We start from the raw sequence: 20,634 nt of genomic DNA, 5'->3' as shown, positions 1-20,634 counted from the left end.
AGATTTCCAAACACTTTTTTAACATGTCATTCTCCCGTTTAAGCCTTTGAACATACCGATCCTGATCCATATATTCCTCTCGGCGTCCTCGCTGATCCAGTAGTCCATACTCACCCAGTTCTCTGTACTTACGCATCCATTTCTTAACTCTATCCTTATCCTGGATCCCAAGATGTTCAGTAATCTGTCTGTATGTCCATTTCTCTTCCACATGTAGTCGGATTGCCTCTTTCTTATCTTCTTCAGTATATGATTTAAACTTCTGTCCTTTAATCGCCATAAAAATGCACCCCTTAGATTTCATCGGATTAACCAGGGGGTTTTTCCAATGTCTATTCTAAGGGGTGCAATTCAGATTAACCAGGGGGTTTTTCCAATGTCTATTCTAAGGGGTGCAATTCAGACGCGATAAAGGGGGATTTCTATAATACCCATGGATGGGGATCAAATCTAGCTTAATCCGACAGAGACTAATTATGCGGCGAATTCGGATTTTTAAGTGAGCGTCCTAGCCCCTTGAGGAAGCTGAGCCCGAAGCTTAGCGCTCGTAAAATGTCGGGATCGCGAAGCGATTTTGACATCGACCACAGACTGGTCTTGCTGGAGGCTGCAGTGGTCGTCTGTGCCTCGGTAATCCCGGACTTGAGCCCATCAATGAGACTCTTGGTATGAGCAGGATCGAGGCTGGTCAGTGCACCAGCTGCTGCCATTCCGTGATTGATCAGGTTAGTTACCTCAGGGCGTGACACTTGCCCGAGGGCAATCTCGGCGATATTGGCTCTTGCTTGCAGCAAGGACTCGGCAGCCTCAAGTATGCCGCTTTTATGGAGCTCATTTAAGATGGATAATGATTTCTCTAGTGCCTCATTGCTCTCAGCGAGCTGCTGCTTCAGTTGAAGAATCGTCCTCTCCTGCAGTTCTTCCTCTGTCAGCAGGCGTTTTTTGACGATGGAGATGGGTTTTGCCATAGTTGAATGGCCTCCTCTGGTATTCTATTTGACCAACGATACGAAGTCAGGTCGGTTCCACTTCCGCTCTACCTCAACACCTGCTTGCGGGTTGCGCTTCTTGTAGCGTGGATTGGTCGGAGGCAGAGGATTCACGCCCTTCACGTTCAGAATCTGCATACGCACCTTGGTCTGTTTGTAAGCAGGGGTCCGGGTGCGTACATCCAGCGCGGTACCCGTTAGCAGGTTGACCGCACTTTCATGGCTGTTGGAGTGCATGGGCACATACACTTCATGGCCCCGAACACGGTCTGTGACTAATGCACTGAGCTTAATCGCCCCGTATGGTGATTCCAGTCTAACCAGAGACCCGCTCTCGATGCCGCGTTCATGGGCAAGCTCAGGTGATACTTCAACGAATACATCAGGGAATTTCTGATTGATCCCTTTCGATTTCTTGGTCAGATTGCCTTCATGAAAATGTTCTAGTAGGCGCCCGTTGTTCAAGACGAGATCGTATTCCTTCGGATACTCTACAGGTGGAACGTACTCTACCAGTGAGAAGCGAGCCTTTTTGTCTGGGAAATAGAACCCATCTGTGTAGAGCAGCGGCGTGCTCTCTCCCGTATCCGAGCCCCACATAAAGCTTCCCCAACCTTCCAGCATCTCGTAGCTACACCCGGAGAAGAATGGAGTCAGGCTGGCCATTTCGGCAAAAATGTCGGATGGATGTGTGTAGCCCCAGTCATAGCCCATGGCTTTGGCAATTTGTGTGGTAATCCACCAGTCAGGCTTCGAGTCGCCCACCAAATCCAATGCTTGATAAAGTCTTTGAACCCGGCGCTCGGTGTTCGTGAAGGTACCGTCCTTCTCCAATGAAGGTGCTGCTGGTAGGATTACATCTGCGAACTGAGCGGTCGTAGACAGGAACACATCCTGAACGACGAAGAAGTCCAGCTTCTCCAGTACTTCATGAACGTGGTTCGCATTGGAATCGACCCAGGCCATGTCCTCACCTACGAGATACATCGCCTTCATTTCGCCACGCTCAATGTCATCTAGCATTTTGATATTGTCTTTGCCTGGAAGTGGAGAGATCGGTGTTCCGTAAGCTGCCTCGAATCTCATTCGTGCCTCGTCATTGGAGACGTGCTGATAGCCAGGCAGCCATGGCGGTAACGTCCCCATATCGCACGCACCCTGGACATTGTTATGTCCTCGCAATGGATAGGCCCCGGCGCCTGAACGCATATAGTTCCCTGTAGTCAGCAGCAGGTTGGAGATAGCTGCGGAGGTATGCGACCCAGCGATATTCTGAGTGACACCCATGCCCCAGCAGATTGCAGTTCCATCCGCATCACGAATCATTTCGGCGATCGAGATCAGCTCTGCTCTGGAAATACCGGTCTCTTGCTCTGCGAATTCCAATGTGTATGGCTCTAGCACCAACTCATAGTCTGCAAAGAAATTAACGTGATTCTCAATGAAGCTCAGGTCATGCCAGCCTTGATCAATGATGTATTTGGTCACTGCGGTAAGCCAGACGAAGTCCGTCCCTTGCTTTGGATGGATGAACAGATCGGAGCGCTCTGCCATCTCATGCTTGCGCAAGTCAGCAACGATCAACTTTTGCCCGTGTAGCTTATGTGCTCGCTTAATGCGAGTTGCCAGGACGGGATGTCCTTCCGCTGGTGCACAGCCGATCAGAATAACCAAGCCTGCAGCAGAGATGTCCTGAATCGTTCCCGCATCCCCGCCGATTCCTACCGTGGACATCAAGCCATCCGAAGCAGGGGATTGGCAGTACCGGGAGCAGTTATCAATGTTGTTCGTACCGAAGACCTGACGTGCCAGCTTCTGAATGACATAATTCTCTTCATTCGTAATCTTGGAGGAGGAGATAAATCCAATCTTGTCAGAGCCATAATCTTTCTTGATCGTACCCATGCGATCAGCAATCAGGGAGAAGGCCTCCTCCCAGGTAGCTTCTACGAATTCTTCCCCTTGGCGAATGAGTGGAGTCGTCAAGCGCTGGTCACTGTTGACAAAGTCCCAGCCGAATTTACCCTTCACACAGGTGGAAATGGCGTTCACCGGGGCATCATGGGAAGGCTGGATTTTCAGGATATTGCGCCCCTTGGTCCAGACTTCGAAGGAGCACCCTACGCCGCAGAAGGTACAGACGGTCTTCGTCTTGCGGGTCCGGGTCTCACGCATGGCAGCTTCCATCTCGGAAATCGCGAATATACCGCTGTATCCAGGTTCTACTTCTTTAATCAGATCAACCATCGGATTCAGCAGCTCTTCACCTATGCCGGACATGAATCCAGCCTCACCCAGCATAGACTTCTCCATTAGAGCGTTGCATGGGCATATAGTAACGCATTGACCACAGCTCACGCAGGAAGAATCATTGATGGAAGAGCCCTGGTCCCAGATCACTCGTGGAATGTCTGCCTCCCAGTCGATGGACAGGGTCTCATTCACTTGGAGGTTCTGACATACTTCTACGCATTGACCACAAGCAATGCACTGATTTGGATCATAGCGATAGAAGGGGTGCGACATATCTACCTCAGAGGGGGCTACCTTGGGACGATATGGATATTTCTGATGCTCAACCTCCATCATCTCGACGGTGTTGTGCAACTTGCAATTCCCATTGTTGTTGTCACATACCGTGCAATATAGCATGTGATTTTCTAGCAGCCGATCCATGCCTTCGGTCTGTGCAGCCTTAGCCGAGGGTGAATTGGTGATAATGCTCATGCCTGCCTGGACCTTGGTGGAGCAAGCGCGCTTAAGCTGCCCGTCAATCTCAACGATACAGGTGTCACAGGTCTGGATGGGATCAACTTCGGGAACATGGCAAATTTGTGGATGGGCGATATTGGCAAAGTTAATGACGTCGATGACATTTGCGCCCCGTGACACCTCATAGGTGCCTCCATTCACGACGACCTTGATCGTTTGCTCGTTCATACAGATGCTCCTTTACGATTTCTTGGCACAGAGTCTTGCGTATTTATGCATAATCTTGACTGTATGCCATTTCCTTTTTCGCAAAAATGACCATAAAAAAACTCCACCCCAAATGTAAAATCCGATACCTCGGACCATACATTTAAAGTGGAGTAATTCATTAGCAATGACCTACCAATGGATCAATCCTAAAATATTTGACAATTTTACGACTAATTAGATTATACTACTACATGACAAAAAAACAAGACTGCATCTTGAGGATCGGCACTTCTGCAATGAAATAGGATTTATTCATTTCTTATCTTTGGAGGATTTGCATGAAGAAAGAAGCTGCTTTTAACGAGATTGTGAGAAAAGTTAGAAAAGATACCTTTGGGAAGGGTCCAGAGCGGATTCACACGACATTTGTGGAGAATATGGCAATTACGAAGATGTACGGGAATTTTACGCCAACGGAGAAATTCATTGCCAAGACCACAGAAGGGGTACAGATGGTGCACAGCGCAAGGACGCATATGATCAAGAAGCTCTATGAGAATCATGTTCCAGACGGGATGGAAGAGCTATGCGGCTCAAGGCTGATTCATTTATTCTCGGATATTAAAGTGGATGAGGATGTAGCCGTGTCTGTATTTCTTTTTGAAAAAAATATTGAACAGGGATGAGATGCGATGAGTTTACCACTACAGCGTTCACAGCGTGTCATTCGTTATGAACATGGCCAAGTAGCTACAGCGGATGACCTGATTGTGACCGAGCACCCCGTCACTGTGAAAGTGAATGGGGAGGAGCTGGCCACAATGATATGCTCGCCGGAGTATATAGAAGACATGGCTGTTGGATATTTAGCGTCAGAAGGAATCATTAAGGACTATAGAGATATTCAGGAGTTATGGGTACAGGAGGAGGCCGGCTTTGTTCATGTTCGAACTCAGCGCCTCAGTCTCCTACATCAGCAGATGTACACCAAGCGTTACATTACTTCTTGTTGCGGCATGAGCCGTCCTGGTTTTGTATTCTTCAACGATGCGCGGACAGCGAAAAGTATGGAGGATGTTCATATCAGGCTGTCCTTCCAAGAGTGCTTCAAGCTGATGCATGAGGTGCTCGCACAGACGGATCTGTTCCACCGCACCGGTGGGGTGCATAATGCAGCCTTGTGTGATTCACAGGGGATATTGCTGGCTAGATGCGATATTGGACGTCACAATGCTCTGGATAAAATCTATGGTCATTGTCTGAAAGAGGGTCTAGCCCTCAAAGATAAGGTGATTGTATTCAGTGGGCGGATATCTTCTGAGATCCTGATGAAGGTATCGAAGATCGGCTGCGAGATTGTCCTCTCCAAGTCTGCGCCAACAGCGCTGGCGTTGGAACTTGCAGAACAGCTAGGTATTACGACCGTAGGTTTCATTCGTAATGATACTTGCAATGTGTATACGCACCCTGAGAGAATTGTAGATGTAAAGAGGCAAATATAAGAACATTTCTTGCGAATTACATGTCACATTATTGACAAAATCTGAATTCTGGAATAATCTTGATTTTGCAGAAGAACAACGCATCGTACTTATGCATTACGTTTGGAGTACATTCAAGGACTTGTCTTTACTCTAAACTACCCGGTAACCAGCTTGTTTGGTTCCCCTATAGTTTGTGTAGGGAAATTAACCAGCATGGAAGTCATCTCTTACCAGATTCCTCAAGTGCCACGACTAGCTTGAAGAGAGTCTATAACAGAGCATAACTTCATGAGGGTTATTTGTGCTTTCATGATATATAATCTGGAGGTCAGCCATGGGATATAATTCACCACAACAAATTATGGAATTCACCGCAGAGGCAGGTGTGAAAAAAGCACAGCTCACATGGTTGTCCTTGATTCTCCTTGGATTTCTAGGGGGAGCATTCATCTCACTTGGATTTCTCCTCGACATCAGAGTCATTGGAACCGCGCCTAAGGAATGGGGCTCCATCGCTGGATTCATTGGTGCATCGGTATTCCCGTTAGGACTGGTGCTCATTATACTAGCGGGAGGTGAGCTGTTGACAGGCAATATGATGACGATGTCAATGGCCTGGTTCGCACGCAAAATCCGCCTTTATGATGTACTACGCAACTGGATTGTTGTGCTCATCATGAATTTCGTGGGTGCGATCTTTGTCGCATTTTTCTTTGGACATGTCGTGGGACTCACAGAAGGAGACTTTCTGACGAAGACCCTGGCTATTGCTCAGGCGAAGGTGAAGGATGGATTCATGGAATCTTTTATCTCGGCGATTGGCTGTAACTGGCTCGTATGTCTGTCCATCTGGATCGCAAATGGCAGTAAGGATTCCTTAGGGAAATTCGCAGGAGTCTGGTTCCCGGTCATGGCGTTCGTGGCTATCGGTTTCCAGCACGTGGTGGCCAATATGTTCGTTATCCCGGCAGCCATCTTCGCAGGCAGCCTGACCTGGGGAGATTATCTTTCAAATTTTGTTCCAGTGTTGCTAGGAAACATCGTGGGTGGTGCGGTATTTGTCTCTCTTATTTACTTTGGAGCCTATCGAAATAAGAGAGAGGTTGCCAGTGTAATGAACAGAGAGGCTTGAGTGTCTGGAAGAGTAAGGAAGACTCATCCAAACTCCAATTTTGCTTTCTTCGTCTAGATATTTACATTTCATCCGTGAGAGAATATAATGGCAAATGTACACCATAATTGGGAAGTAACAGGCTGCCCTTTTGCGATTAGAGTGTTGTACAAAAGTCTGATGGCAGTCTCCAATTGAAAGGCCAAGTGCCCAAAACGGATATTTTCCGTGTTTCTTTAAAGCTTCTGTGATGCACATAATCACTTCGTACAAGATTAATCGTTGTTTAGGCACGTTGATCTTTCTTGGTGAAAATAGTCTCATTTGAATGATCTATCTTAGAAAAAGTAGATCCGTGGCGAAGCTATGTCTTAATGCTGAAAAGGATATTTTTTACATTTTTAAAATGGACGAGGGATTGCTAGTTTTTATTCCTTATCCATTTTTTTTGATATAGTTATCCAACTACTATCCACTCCAGTGAGACGAAAGGAATGCTTCTAACAATGGAAAACACTCATATTATTCTATTGGATAAGCCCTTGGCCATAAAACACACTGAAGAATTAGAAAAGAGAATTTTTTTCATATCCTCGAACATTCATCATTTTAAATTAATCACAGGCGAAACAACAATTAACGGTGTAGAAGTTACTCTGCAACCAGGAACGGACCCAGAGGGAATTAAGACTAAAATAACCTCTGTGATTGATAATGAAATTGCACTTCAAAAAGTATTACCTCCACGAGTCGTATGGAAATCAAGTGATAACGCGCCCCAATTTCAAGATGAGCTCTTTGATAAAATGCTGGAACAAGAAATGGTATTTGAAATGGGCGAGGGTCAGGTCTGCTTTGGGGAAAAGTTAATCCACTTAATGGATTGCTTGGATCAGATGATTAAAGATATGACTATATCTCATTTTGGAGCTACTGAATACCGATATCCTACCTTAATCTCTACCAAAGCCCTCGAGAAATGCGGATATTTCAAGTCATTCCCACATTTCTTGATGTTCGTCACACGACTGCATAATGATATTGATATCTATCGTGATTTCCTAGAGGACTACAAGTCCAATCATGGAATTGGCTCTTATTTACTTCCCTACTGTCAAAACGTCGATTACTGCTTACCCCCCACCATGTGCTACCACACATATTATCAGTTCCAAAACACCCAACATGCTGAGACACACAATCGTGTTATAACGTCTATCGGAAAATCATTTCGCTATGAATCGAAATATCATCGGACCCTGGAAAGACTATGGGATTTTTCTATCCGAGAAATTGTTTTTATGGGGTCCAGGGATTTTGTATTGGATAGTCGCCACAAATTTATGGAAGCAGCGTTCTCTCTTTTCGAAAAGCTGGGGCTAGAGGGACACTGTGAAGTAGCTAGTGATCCTTTCTTTTGCAGCGAAGATACTGCAGCGAAAATATTTAATCAGAGAATGCAAGAACTCAAATATGAGCTGCGCTTAAAGGTTGGACCTGATCGAACCATTGCTGCAGCTTCTTTTAATTTTCATGATCACTTTTTTGGTGAGCAGTTCAATATAAAACGTGGTGAGACGGAATGGATGTCAACAGGCTGCGTTGGATTTGGCATCGAGAGACTAGTCTACGCATTTATTAGTCAGCATGGACTAGATGAGGCACAATGGTCCAAGGTCTTGTCCAATGCACAGTCAGAAGCTATTCACGCTGAATAAGCGCCGTGAGCAGCCCCCAATATTAAAACTTGCTTATAAATCTAATGTATGGAGGATTAAATGGAAAAACAGGGTCTATTCCAAATATTAGAGCTCGACGGTACTTTGCTGGATGACAATATGTTGATAAACGAAAAATTGGCCATGGAAATGTACAAGCTTCTTGTAATCAATCGAGTGTTTGATCGCAAACTGGTGAATATGCAGCGCAAGGGTCAGATTGGTACATATGCTCCCTTTGAAGGTCAGGAGGCGAGTCAGGTAGGAAGTGCCATGGCTCTTTCGAAGCAGGATTGGATGTTTCCTACATATCGGGATCATGCCGCAATGTTAACATTCGGCTATGAGATGGTGAAAATAATCTGGTATTGGATGGGGAGAATTGAAGGATGTATACCACCTGACAACAGGAATATCCTGCCTCCTTATGTACCTATAGCTACACAAATCCCTCAAGCAGCCGGGGCTGCATGGGCTAGCAAATATAAGCATGAGAATGCATGCTCCATTGCTTACTTTGGCGATGGTGCTACCTCAGAAGGAGATTTCCATGAAGGGCTGAACATGGCTTCAGTATTCAAGGCCCCAGTGGTATTTTTCTGCCAAAACAATGGCTACGCAATTAGTGTACCTTTATCACGCCAGACATCTAGTGAAACGATTGCCCAAAAAGCGATAGCCTATGGTATGGAAAATGTTCGGGTGGATGGCAATGATATATTTGCTGTGTATGCAGCAACTAAAAACGCCTTGGAGGCTGCCAGAAATGGGAAGGGCCCTTGTCTAATAGAAGCAGTAACCTATCGTTATGGTCCGCACACAACTTCGGATGACCCAAGCCGATATCGGAGCCTAGCGGAAAGCGAAGCATGGAAACCGAGAGATCCTGTTTTGCGAGTAGAGGCCTACCTGCAAAGGAAAGGAATACTGGAGCAAGGTGTACGAGAGAGAGTCCGCAGTGAAGCGGAACGCTTGGTAAGTGACGCGATTCAGTTCGCACTTAATATTCCAAAGCCTGATCCACAAAATATGTTTAACCATGTGCTCTCTAGCAAGCCGTGGAATATCCAAGAGCAGGAGAACAACTTTAATGAATTTATGCAAAGTCATCACCAATAGATGTTACGGAGGAGACTTAGTATGGAGAGAGAATTGAACCTTGTTCAGGCACTAAATGAAGCCTTGGATGTGTTATTGGCCAGTGATGATCAGGTGCTTCTCTTAGGAGAAGATATCGGTATAAACGGTGGTGTGTTTCGTGTTACCGAGAATTTGTACAACAAATTTGGTGATCGACGTGTAGTGGATACTCCTTTATCCGAAGCAGGCATTGTAGGCTGCGCAATTGGTATGGCCTTAAATGGTCTTAAGCCTATCGTTGAGATTGAATTTTTTGGCTTCATTTATCCTGCCTTAGAGCAAATTCTGTCACATCTTTCAAGGCTGAGAATGCGCACTCAGGGTAAATATGAGGTGCCGTTAATTATAAGAGCTCCTTACGGGGCTGGAGTTCGTGCTCCTGAGCTGCACTCGGAAAGTATCGAAGCGCTGTTATTTCAATCACCAGGACTACAAGTTGTGATACCTAGTAATCCCTATGATGCGAAGGGTCTGCTTATTGCGGCTTCGGAAGGTAGTGATCCTGTCATTTTTCTGGAGCCTATGAAAATATATCGCAGTGTGCGCAATCATGTCCCCGAGCATAGATATACAGTTCCTCTGGGTAAGGCGAGTATCGTAAGAGAAGGGCAAGATATCACCGTCATATCCTGGGGGGCCATGATCTGGAACGTGATGCAGGCGGCGGAGCAGCTTGAGAAGTCTCAAGGTGTTCATGTTGAGGTCCTAGATCTTCGTACGCTATATCCATTTGACATGGAGACGATAGAGGCATCTGTAAGAAAAACGCAGCGGGCTGTGATTGTACATGAAGCTGCATTGACAGGCGGTGTAGGGGCGGAGCTAGTTGCTGTGATTCAGGAGCGTATGTTCAGTGAATTGAAATCTCCGGTAAAGCGAATTACAGGTTTTGATGTACCTATTCCCCAATTCTCCATTGAAGACTACTATTTGCCTTCTACAGATCGAATTGTTCACGAAATAGATCAAATGTTAGTTTCCTTGAAGAGGTGAGATATATGAAATATGAATTTTTGTTTCCTGAGCTTGGAGAAGGATTGTATGAAGGATATATCGTTGCCTATATGGTCAAAGAAGGAGAGCAGGTTGCTGAAGACCAACCGCTTGTTGAAGTTCAGACAGATAAGATAACGACCGTGTTGCCTTCACCAGTAGCAGGAGTAATCGACAGGCTCCCCTACAAGCCGGGTGATGTCGTCACTGTCGACAACGTCATCTTGGTTATTGATCAGGACAGTAGGGGAACCCCGGACGTGATGAATAACGAATGGTTAAATATGGATCTGGGTCAGGCCGAGCAGCAGTCATGGAATGACTTCGGTATCAATCTAGGTACATACCCTAGTGCAGCCTTAGAGGATTCCAGCGACGAGACGATTGTGAAGATGACATCCACTCGTAAAGAGATAGCGCGAATCGTAACAAAATCCGTGCAAACCATCCCTCATGTAACGGCTTATGCTGAAGCAGATATAACAAATCTGCTGAATTATAAGGAACGATTACAACGAGATAAGGGACTAGACTTAACATTGACACCTATATTCGCAAAGGCATTGTCCCAGACCCTTCATCAGCATCCTATGTTCAACGCAAATGAGTTCAATGGCTCATTGAAACTGTTCTCAGAACACAATATCGGAATAGCGGTGGATACTGTGGATGGCGTTGTTATTCCAAGCATACATCAGGTTAATGGGAAGTCAGTTGATGTATTGGCCCAGGAGATTAATGCACTCGTGGAGAGAGCCAGATCCAGAACTATGTTGCTTGCAGATTCTCAAAAGGGAACGATTACTATAAGCAATGTGGGAGCCATAGGAGGCGGATTTGCCACTCCTATTATTTTCTATCCACAGGTGGCTATCATTGCCTTTTACCGTGCAGATAAAAAAGTGGTTGTGACCGAGAACGATGAGCTTGTAGTTAGAAAAATGCTCCCGATCACGTTAACCTTCGACCATCGTTTCTTTGATGGTGCAGATGGACTGCGTTTTTTGAACACCTTCAAGGCTCATCTGGAAAGTGGATATGAGGATTATCTGAATTAACATATTTCACAAAATGGCTAAGAAATTCAATTCTAAACTCTGTACGTCTCAAATAAGTATGATATGATTGAACAAAAACTAGATGATATTCCCAACAAATCAATTATAAGTTAAAGTGGTAACAGAGAGGTATTGTTCACGTAGCTCTGTCAAAGAAATTCCCTTAGCATAGTTTGACTTATCCATCTCCTTACCATTGGAAATCGAGTCAAACCAGGTTCATAAAAGCATTACGAGGAGATGTACGAAGTGAAAAAGCTTATCGAATTCAAAGCTGTGACGAAAGAATATTCCATAGGAGAGGTGACAATTAAGGCACTTGCTGGCGTAGATTTCTCAATCATGGAGGGAGAATTCGTTGTAGTCTTGGGTGCTAGTGGTGCAGGTAAAAGCACAATTCTGAATATTCTAGGCGGTATGGATACAGCCACGGCTGGACAAGTGTGGGTTGGTGACCAGGATATTACGGGATTCAACGAGAAAAGACTAACGGAATATCGCGCTGAGAAGGTTGGTTTTGTATTTCAGTTTTACAACTTAATTCCGAACCTGAATGCGCTAGAAAATGTTGAGTTTGCCACGGAGGTATGCAAAGATCATCTGGATGCTAAAGACATCCTATACAAAGTGGGGCTAAAGGATCGTATGATGAACTTCCCTTCCCAACTTTCTGGTGGTGAACAACAGCGCGTAGCGATCGCGCGAGCGGTTGCCAAAAATCCGTTGCTTCTTCTGTGCGATGAACCAACCGGCGCCTTGGATTATGTTACGGGGAAATCCGTCCTAAAACTTCTTCAAGACCTGAACAAAGAAACGCAGAAATGCGTTGTACTGGTCACACATAACTCAGCGATCGCGCCCATGGCAGATAAAATTATTAAGGTGAAGAGCGGAAAGATTGAAAGCGTGACAATGAATCCTAACAGGCAGAACGTTGAAGGAATCGAGTGGTAATGATGAAGCTATTCATAAAATTGATTCGTGATATCAGGCAATCCATCGGGCAATTTATTGCATTTGTGCTGGTTATTGCGGTGGGCGCTTTTTTTTATGCAGGCTTGGTCACGTTAAGTGATGATCTTAGTGATTATACGAAGGCTTACTTTGAGGAGCATAACTTAAGTGATTTAAATGTCTACTATGAACGCATTTCCAAGCAGGCTGTGGCAAGCATGAGTGAAGTCCAGGGTGTAAACAAAATCGAAGGACGTTATACCTTGGATGCAACACAGGTGCTAGAGGACACGAAGGCAACTGTAAAGCTGTATTCGATTCCTGAGCATAATCAAATCAATACACCTACAATCATTGAAGGCCAAATTCCGAACCAAGCGAATGAAATCTTGCTGGATTCCCATTACGCTCAAGAGCATCAGTATCAAGTTGGCGATCAGATCCAGTTAAGTGTGAATAACAAAAATGAGTTGTTCATAATCAGTGCTTTGGGCGAGAATGTGGAATATGCCAAGAAAAATGAAATACAGGATCATAAAACCTCAGGATTTGCGTACGTGTCTGAAGCAGCCTTGCCTCTCATAGCAGGCAGCTCGTACTATAATGAGATATTGATTGATGCCAAGGACGGATACGATATTGATCAATTAGGTAGAACAATTGAAGAGCAGTCCAAGGGACTCCCTTATCTAAGTCAAGTTAGCAAGGAACGGTCATTCAGCTATTCTCAGTTACAACAAACCATTCACAATAATAAGCTGATGAGCAAAGTAATACCGCTCGTTCTCTTTATCATCGAAGCTATTATTCTATTCCTTACCATGTCACGGATCATTGATTCGCAACGGAATCAAGTCGGGATCATGAAGGCACTGGGTGTAAAGAACAAGAGTATTATGCTGCATTATATGGGCTATCCAGTATTAGTGGGAATTATAGGTTCGATACTCGGCTGTATTGCGGCTGCCAGTATATTCATTCCATTAGTGAGAGCATCGAATGCGAGAGCTTACTCGCTACCTGATATTGCCTTCTCCTTATCCTTAACTTCCGTGATTCCACCCATTCTTTTTTCAAGTGCATTTGGAATCCTGTCCTGTTACTTAAGTGGTAGAGCTGTCTTGCGGGAACGCGCGGCACAGGCGATGCGTCCAAAGCCGCCTAAGAAGATGAAAAGGCTGCTTATCGAAAGGCTTCCGGGAGCCTGGCAAAACATCCCTTACAGCTACAAGCTCATTCTGAGAAATATATTTCTCAACAAAGGGAAAGCTTTGGCGAGCTCCGCTGGAGTTGTCGTAAGCACAGTTTTGTTAATCACGGCTTTTGGTACTCAAATGGCTTTACAGCAAGTAGCTGATCAGATTGAAGTGGTAAACACCTATGATTTAAAGATTGACTACACCAGAGGAAATTCACCAGAGATGCTACAACTACCTGAAGGTATTAAGAGTAGCTATGATTTGTCAGCCTTCCCAGTGGAGCTCATTCAAGGAAATCGTAACGAGAATGCGACGTTAGTAGTTACTGAGAAGGATAACCATCTTATTCATTTCTTCGACGATCATGGTAATGAGCTGGCACTGCAAGACAATGGGGTACTGGTACCCAAATCGTATGCAGATAAGTACCGCATTGCAGAAGGTGATACCATTCAGATCAAGTTCACCACGCCAGAATTATCTAATAAAACGGTCGATATGGAAGTCTTGCAAATTTCTACTCAGTACTCGAATCCTTCATTCTACTGTACACCAGCTTATCTAGGTAGCTTCGGCATTGATTATTCGCCAACGTCGTTATTGGTAGAGGCAGGTAGTGGGACAGAGCTTACAACCGTACGCAACTTCTTCGAGCAAGTACAGCAGGTGGATATGATCTCGGATAAGAATGATTTAAGGCAATCGGCAGAGTATATTATGAAGCAAAATAGTTTTATCTTTATTATGTTTATCATCAGTGCTGTAGTTCTATCCTTTGGAGCGATGTACACGATATCCTCTATCAATATTTATGAAAGAAATCGTGAGCTGGCTACTTTAAAGGTGTTAGGCTATCCAAAACATAAAATACATCGGCTTATATTTTTCGAAAATATCATCCTGACCAGTTTTGCGATTGTGGTAGCACTGCCTATAAGTGGGTACATGTACGATCTGGTTGTCAGAGGCTTATCCAGTACACACCAGCAGATTCCTAACCAATTAAGTCTGCTTGTCTTGCTCATATCGGTGTGCCTTGCATTTGTGCTCACGATTTTGTCCAACTTGTTACTTCGAAGAAAAGTGTCGCAGATCAATATGATTGAATCCTTGAAGAGCATAGAATAGTGGAATAGTAACAACCCAATATTTAAGAAGCTTCCCACCCGTTGTGGTGCTGGAAGCTTCTTTGTTCTGGTTCTAAGAAAGGAACCCTTAAGGAGATGAGACAATGAGTTCAGAGAAATCTTTTACAAAGCGTGAGATTATTGGATATTTGGCAGATTTAGTGGAAGATATTTTGGACGAAAAGGTTGTGGATTATACCGAACCATTCATCAGCCTGGGTCTGGTATCTGTTGATATCCCTCTATTTACGAAGAAGGTATCGAAGCAATTCGGAATTGATATTGAAGTTGCATCTATATTTGAGAATTCCAACATCAACCTATATGCGGATTATGTCTATAACATCCTACACCCAGTAGACTTAGGCACAGAGAGTGCTGACCCGGCCCAAGACAACAAAGCTTCTCGATCCAAGGAGGATGTTGCGATCGTAGGGATGAGCTGCCGCTTTCCTGGAGGAGCCAACAGCCCAGAGGAATATTGGGATGTCTTAATCAAAGGGATTAATGGCATTTGTGAGATGCCTGAGAATCGGTGGGATGTGGATAGCTATTACAGCCCGGATAAAGAAGAGCCTGGAAAGATGTATTCAAGAAAAGGTGGCTTTCTAAATGTACCGATTGATCAATTTGATCAGAAGTTTTTTAATATATCGCCCAAAGAGGCAAAAGCATTGGACCCCCAGCAGCGATTACTCCTTGAGTTGACGTGGGAGGCCTTTGAGCATGGTGGCATCAATATTGCTCAATATTATGGAAGCAATACGGGTGTATACATCGGTATAGCAGGAGAGGAATATTCATTTGCTCATTACAAATCAGGGGATTTGAGTAAAATAGATGCTTATTCCCTTACGGGGACAACTTTTAGTACTGCCTGCGGGAGGATATCGTACACATTCGGCTTTGAAGGACCATCGTTTTGTGTGGATACGGCATGCTCTTCCTCACTCACTGCACTTCACTTGGCCTGTCAAGCGATTAAATCCGGTGAGGTGGATACCGCAGTTGTTGGTGCTGTGAATTTGATGATTTCGCCAGCCGTTCATGTGTGCTTCTCCAAGCTAGAGGCTATTTCTATTGACGGGCAGAGCAAAAGCTTTGATGCTGCAGCAAATGGTTATGGACGGGGAGAAGGTGGCGGAGTACTGATTTTAAGGCGTCTAAGTGATGCCGAGAAGGATAAAGACAATATCATTGGGATTGTAAAAGGTACAGCGATCAACCAGGACGGAAAGAGCAATGGATTAACAGCTCCCAATGGCCAAGCTCAGGAAAAAGTAATTCGAAAGGCGCTAAAAGATGCTGGGTTACAGCATTCTGATATTGAATATTTGGAGATGCATGGCACAGGTACAAAATTGGGCGATCCGATAGAGGTAAAGGCTGTTGTGAATACCTATGCCAAAGATAGAACTATGAATAACCCCCTTCAGATTGGCTCTGTTAAATCCAACATTGGGCATTTGGAGGCGGCGGCAGGTATAGCTAGCATTATAAAGGTGCTACTAACGTTCAAGAACGAGATGATTCCTGCAAATCTCAACTTTAACGAGCCTAATCCACATATCCCTTGGGAGAAATCACCGATCTCCGTCATATCGGAACACAAAGTCTGGAAGAACGAAGGAAGCTTAAGAAGGGTCGGAATAAACGGTTTTGGCTTTGGGGGTTCCAACGCCCATATCATTTTGGAGGAACCACCCCGAATAGAGCAGCAGCATACTAACGATGCAGAGCCGATCTCTATCATCAAAATATCAGCTAAAAGTGAACATGCATTATATGAAAACATAAAAAGCAATCTTGCATATTTACAGCGTAACCCGCATATTGCACTCAAAGATTACGCATATAGTAACAACCAGGGTAAGGTTGATTTTGCTCATCGGTTTACGGTATCTGGTAAAAGTCGAGAAGAAATAATGAACAGGCTTCGGGCATATTTGGATACGAACAGCAAGGATGGGATCTCCACAAGGCAGAATGAACAACTTGAGATGAAACAGGATATAAAGCTCGTATTTCTGTTCACAGGCCAAGGTTCGCAGTACTTGAATATGGGCAAGGAATTGTACCAATCCAATCCTCCGTTTAAGTTCGCCTTGGACGAATGCGATCAATTATTTTATCCGTTTATAAATCAATCGTTAGTGGAGATGCTCTATAGTGGCAACTATTCTAGCGGAGATATTGAGAAGACTCTCTATGCCCAGCCACTTATATTTTCCATCGAGTATGCCTTGCTGAAATTTTGGGAAAGCATAGGGGTTACACCTGAAGTTGTGCTTGGTCATAGTCTGGGAGAATACGCAGCAGCCGTTGCCGCTGACATATTGAGTCTTGCGGATGCGGTAAAGCTGGTCGCGGTGCGTGGCCAATTCATGGATTCAGCTCCGGGGCGCGGGGCTATGGCCGCTATTTTTGCGAATCAAGCTACCGTGGAAGCATTGTTGCAAGATTATAAAGGTAAGCTCTCTATTGCTCTGCATAATGCGGAAGAAAATATCGTGATCTCTGGTGATGTGGATGCTGTTGAGGAAGTAACGACAGAAGCCATGCAGAGAAAATTAAATGTAAATAGATTGCAAGTGTCTCATGCATTCCATTCTCACCTTATGACTCCGATCCTGGAGCAATTTAGACACGTTGCTGATGAAGTGAAATTTAATAAAAGTAAGCTCACCTATATATCCGCTACCCTCGGAAGAGTAATGGACGAAGAAGACATATTAGATGCGGAGTATTGGACCAATCATATCAAGGATAAAGTTGATTTCTACCATGCGATGTCTCAATTGAAGGATACACCCAATACCATATTCCTCGAAATTGGTTCCAACAAAATGCTGTGTACGCTTGGCAGACTGACCCTTAATGAGGATCGGCTATTGTTGAACTCATTGGATATGAGGAAAAATGCTTGGGAACAAATCACATACTGCCTAGGGGAACTGTATTGCCATGGTGTAGATGTCCAATGGGAGGGTCTTGCGACAAGCTTTGACCATAGCTTCAATCGGGTAGCATTACCTACGTATGTATTTGATAAGGAATCCTACTGGATGCAGCCCGTGTGCTCTCATGAAGCCAGTAGAACGAGCAGTGCAGTTCCGGATCATCATCCGCTTATTGGGCAGAGAATTAGAACGCCTTACTTAAAAAATGGAGTTCTTTATCAAAGCGAATATACGATGGAAAACCCATATTTTATGCAGGAACATATTATTTTCGATACCGCAATAGCACCTGCTGCTGCTCATATGTCCATGCTGATCTCGATTGCAAAGGATTTCCGAGATCCAGTGAGCTGCACCATTTCGAATGTGGAGTTTCATGCGCCCTTAACAGCTGTCCAAGAAGAAAAACGGATAGTGCAATTCTCAATTGAAGATACCGATCTGGAGCAAATGAAATTTGAGCTGGTCAGCACAGATAAGCAGTCAGAACACGAGAATTGGATGAAGCATTGTCAGGGAAATATTGTGATGTCCCAGGAGCGGGGACATGAGAAGCGGGTATCTATTACTGAATTAAAGGCCCAGTACCCTGAAGTGAACTCAGGGGTTAATGCTTATGATGTGATGAGGAAATTCGGATTCAAATTAGGTGAGGGTTTTACGAGAATTTCGCAGGTGTGGAAGGGTGAAGCTGAAGGGCTTTGTTATATTGATCCCAAAAAAGACATTCCGAATGGTCAAGATTATATCGTGTATGCAGGCACAATCGACTCGATTTTTCAATCCGTATTCTTCATTTCCGAATTAAGTATGAGAATGAATTCGCAAAGTGAAGATTATGCCTTAAAGACAGCCATTCCTATTTCTTTAGGCAAAATTAAATACTACTACAGGGAAGCTGAGAGTTTCTGGTGTCATATTAAAGTAGACGATTCGCAGCAATCTGGCGTTGTAGGCGATATTGATGTGTACAACGAAAAGGGGGAAATCGTCTTTGAAATTGAACGAATCATGGCCAAGATCACGGAGCGCGACACACTGCTCAAGGAATTGAATAGTAGTGGTGATCGTATGATCTACGATGTGAAGTGGATGGAACAAGCAAGAACGGCAAGAAAACTAGAAGTGGATTCGAATGAAAAGATAGTATTATTCGGAAATGAACCAGATGTCGTTGATCGTTTCTTTGAACAATTCAATAGCAGGGGCATGTCTGCTGTTCGGGTTATTCAAGGGGACAAGTATGTAGAGCATGAGAATGATGTATTTTTTGTATCGTACACGAATAAGCACGAGGTTAAAAACCTTCTGGAACATATCGCAGATCAATATCAACAAGAAAAATATAGACTCATCTATCTAAGCACAATCAATGAGACTAGGCTGACTAATCTTGATGCAGATGAGTTGTTGCGAAGGGTCCAAGAGGACTGCAGTGGCCTATTGCATATCGTACAATCCATTACGGAACTGAATTACACGCAGGTCATGGGGATACAAGTAATAACCAATAATGTGCATCAGTCAGATGGTACACCTACCTCCGTGTATCAAGCACCATTATGGGGATTTAGCGAGGTTATTCGACTTGAGCATACCGGGCTCTGGAATGGCATTATTGATTCAGATATTCCTATGTTAGAGAACCATATTGATGAGATCATCAGTGAAATTCTCCATGGTGCTGACAAGCAGGTCGTGCTCAGAAATCCCCATAAAAGGTACATTCCTAGGTTGATTAGAGGTGGAAGAAGCCTGGCTCAGCAAGAGGAACTCACGCTTCGAGCTGATGATAAGGCCGTATACCTGATCACGGGTGGAACTGGATCGATAGGTCAGATCTACGCGGAGTATTTGATTCAGAAGGGCGCTCGCAATATCGTCCTATTAAGTAGAAATCAAGCCTCGGCTACCATGCTTGAAGTGATGGACTCTTGGAAAGAAAACGGTGTTCAGGTCATGCTTGAAAAAGCAGATGTGAGCAATGAAGCAGACGTAATTGCTGTAGTACAACAGCTGAGACAGAACAACATGACGATTAGAGGAGTCGTTCATGCTGCTGGAATTATTGATGACAAGATGATCAGAGATCAGACCTGGGAAAGCTTTGAGAACGTATTCAAAGCTAAGGTAGCGGGTACCTATCATTTACATCATGCATTAAAGGAAGAGGATCTGGACTTCTTCATTATGATGTCATCTATCTCTTCCATTGTAGGGAATATGGGCCAAGCCAACTATGCTGCGGCTAATTATTTTATGAACATTTTTGCAGAATACAGAAGGAGCCTAGGATTACCTGCATTGTCGATATGCTGGGGACCTTGGGAGGAAGCCGGGATGGCAACGAGCAGTAGTGACATTTTGAAGAACATTGGGAACAAGGGCATATATGGAATGTCCAAAGAACTTGGCAGGAAAATGATCGACAAGGTATTCCTGAAGGATCTGGCTTCGATTGTAGTTGCTGATGCAGATTGGGAGCTATTTAGCCAAAAAACGGGTGTGGATGAAGTTACCGCATTCCTAACAAATTTCATCATGAACAGCCATACGGCTAGTGGGGCAAAAGACAATCAGGATTCCAGGCAAAATGTTGTCGCCAGCCTGCATGCTTTAGGTCCATCAGAAAGAAGCGAGTATTTATTAAGCCTATTGCACACTTCAGCGGCTAAAATTATCGGATTTGAGGATGTAAATCAATTGTCTGTAGATACCCCTTTTGCGGAGCAAGGGGTAGATTCTTTGATGATCTTCTCTTTGAGAAACCAGATAAAGAATCTGCTGGATTTGCAGGTCGATATTTCGATATTTTTCAATTACCCATCCTTAAGAAAACTGAATAGCTATTTGTTAACAGAGGTCGAGAGCTTACAGCAGCAGAAGGAAGCTGTTCCGTCGGCTAGTGACGAACCATCAGTAGATGACATCTTGTCTGAGATCAACTCTTTAATTAACTAAAGACAAGCTTTACTTGCT

The 20,634-nt window shown here is 44.3% G+C and carries 13 protein-coding genes; 10 read left to right on the top strand and 3 right to left on the bottom strand.

Annotated elements, in window-relative coordinates; translation table 11 throughout:
* The 3 genes from K331_RS0121410 to fdhF all read right to left on the bottom strand — a co-directional run.
* A partial coding sequence (locus tag K331_RS0121410; protein ID WP_028591865.1) for a helix-turn-helix domain-containing protein occupies positions 1 to 280 on the bottom strand: 280 nt, incomplete at its 3' end.
* Positions 281 to 470: 190 nt separating this feature from the next.
* On the bottom strand, positions 471 to 968 hold the full coding sequence (locus K331_RS0121405; RefSeq protein WP_028591864.1) for a DUF1641 domain-containing protein: 498 nt from the start codon (positions 966 to 968) through the stop codon (positions 471 to 473).
* A gap of 24 nt (positions 969 to 992) precedes the next feature.
* Positions 993 to 3,929 (bottom strand): formate dehydrogenase subunit alpha, encoded by a 2,937-nt coding sequence (gene fdhF / locus K331_RS0121400; RefSeq protein WP_028591863.1) that lies wholly within the window; start codon positions 3,927 to 3,929, stop codon positions 993 to 995.
* Positions 3,930 to 4,249: 320 nt separating this feature from the next.
* Here fdhF and K331_RS0121395 point away from each other — a divergent pair, with 320 nt between their 5' ends.
* From K331_RS0121395 to K331_RS0121350, 10 genes are all read left to right on the top strand, one after another.
* Positions 4,250 to 4,597, top strand: coding sequence for a DUF2294 domain-containing protein (locus K331_RS0121395; RefSeq protein WP_018884779.1), 348 nt, complete (start codon positions 4,250 to 4,252; stop codon positions 4,595 to 4,597).
* Positions 4,598 to 4,603: 6 nt separating this feature from the next.
* Positions 4,604 to 5,413 carry a formate dehydrogenase accessory sulfurtransferase FdhD gene (fdhD, locus tag K331_RS0121390; RefSeq protein WP_028591862.1) on the top strand — a complete coding sequence of 270 codons (810 nt, stop codon included), beginning with the start codon at positions 4,604 to 4,606 and terminating at the stop codon, positions 5,411 to 5,413.
* A 316-nt stretch (positions 5,414 to 5,729) separates the two neighbouring features.
* Entirely contained in the window at positions 5,730 to 6,527 is a 798-nt protein-coding gene (locus K331_RS0121385; RefSeq protein ID WP_028591861.1) for a formate/nitrite transporter family protein, read from the top strand.
* A 485-nt stretch (positions 6,528 to 7,012) separates the two neighbouring features.
* Complete coding sequence (locus K331_RS31125) at positions 7,013 to 8,224, top strand: class-II aminoacyl-tRNA synthetase family protein (RefSeq protein ID WP_051289960.1); 1,212 nt, start codon at positions 7,013 to 7,015, stop codon at positions 8,222 to 8,224.
* Between the two features lie 60 nt (positions 8,225 to 8,284).
* A complete protein-coding gene (gene pdhA, locus K331_RS0121375) occupies positions 8,285 to 9,343 on the top strand; it encodes a pyruvate dehydrogenase (acetyl-transferring) E1 component subunit alpha (RefSeq protein WP_028591860.1) in 1,059 nt (352 codons plus the stop codon).
* 21 nt (positions 9,344 to 9,364) lie between these two features.
* Positions 9,365 to 10,357: an alpha-ketoacid dehydrogenase subunit beta gene (locus K331_RS0121370; protein WP_028591859.1), complete on the top strand. Its 993-nt coding sequence runs from the start codon at positions 9,365 to 9,367 to the stop codon at positions 10,355 to 10,357.
* A 5-nt stretch (positions 10,358 to 10,362) separates the two neighbouring features.
* Positions 10,363 to 11,415: a dihydrolipoamide acetyltransferase family protein gene (locus K331_RS0121365; RefSeq protein ID WP_028591858.1), complete on the top strand. Its 1,053-nt coding sequence runs from the start codon at positions 10,363 to 10,365 to the stop codon at positions 11,413 to 11,415.
* 249 nt (positions 11,416 to 11,664) lie between these two features.
* Positions 11,665 to 12,369, top strand: coding sequence for an ABC transporter ATP-binding protein (locus K331_RS0121360; protein ID WP_028591857.1), 705 nt, complete (start codon positions 11,665 to 11,667; stop codon positions 12,367 to 12,369).
* A 2-nt stretch (positions 12,370 to 12,371) separates the two neighbouring features.
* Entirely contained in the window at positions 12,372 to 14,696 is a 2,325-nt protein-coding gene (locus tag K331_RS0121355; protein ID WP_028591856.1) for an ABC transporter permease, read from the top strand.
* Between the two features lie 103 nt (positions 14,697 to 14,799).
* The gene (locus tag K331_RS0121350; protein WP_028591855.1) at positions 14,800 to 20,616 is read left to right on the top strand and encodes a type I polyketide synthase; all 5,817 of its coding nucleotides are present in this window, start codon (positions 14,800 to 14,802) and stop codon (positions 20,614 to 20,616) included.
* Positions 20,617 to 20,634: the final 18 nt, after the last annotated feature.

This window comes from Paenibacillus massiliensis subsp. panacisoli DSM 21345, from assembly GCF_000426545.1.
Taxonomy (GTDB): Bacteria; Bacillota; Bacilli; order Paenibacillales; family Paenibacillaceae; genus Paenibacillus; species Paenibacillus panacisoli.
This window is presented reverse-complemented; position numbering and strand designations above follow the sequence as displayed.

Coding starts and splice junctions, on each gene's coding strand:
- fdhF (WP_028591863.1), bottom strand. CDS start 3,929: ATGAACGAGCAAACGATCAAGGTCGTCGTGAATGGAGGCACCTATGAG.
- K331_RS0121350 (WP_028591855.1), top strand. CDS start 14,800: ATGAGTTCAGAGAAATCTTTTACAAAGCGTGAGATTATTGGATATTTG.
- K331_RS0121385 (WP_028591861.1), top strand. CDS start 5,730: ATGGGATATAATTCACCACAACAAATTATGGAATTCACCGCAGAGGCA.
- fdhD (WP_028591862.1), top strand. CDS start 4,604: ATGAGTTTACCACTACAGCGTTCACAGCGTGTCATTCGTTATGAACAT.
- K331_RS0121405 (WP_028591864.1), bottom strand. CDS start 968: ATGGCAAAACCCATCTCCATCGTCAAAAAACGCCTGCTGACAGAGGAA.
- pdhA (WP_028591860.1), top strand. CDS start 8,285: ATGGAAAAACAGGGTCTATTCCAAATATTAGAGCTCGACGGTACTTTG.
- K331_RS0121365 (WP_028591858.1), top strand. CDS start 10,363: ATGAAATATGAATTTTTGTTTCCTGAGCTTGGAGAAGGATTGTATGAA.
- K331_RS0121395 (WP_018884779.1), top strand. CDS start 4,250: ATGAAGAAAGAAGCTGCTTTTAACGAGATTGTGAGAAAAGTTAGAAAA.
- K331_RS0121370 (WP_028591859.1), top strand. CDS start 9,365: ATGGAGAGAGAATTGAACCTTGTTCAGGCACTAAATGAAGCCTTGGAT.
- K331_RS0121355 (WP_028591856.1), top strand. CDS start 12,372: ATGAAGCTATTCATAAAATTGATTCGTGATATCAGGCAATCCATCGGG.
- K331_RS31125 (WP_051289960.1), top strand. CDS start 7,013: ATGGAAAACACTCATATTATTCTATTGGATAAGCCCTTGGCCATAAAA.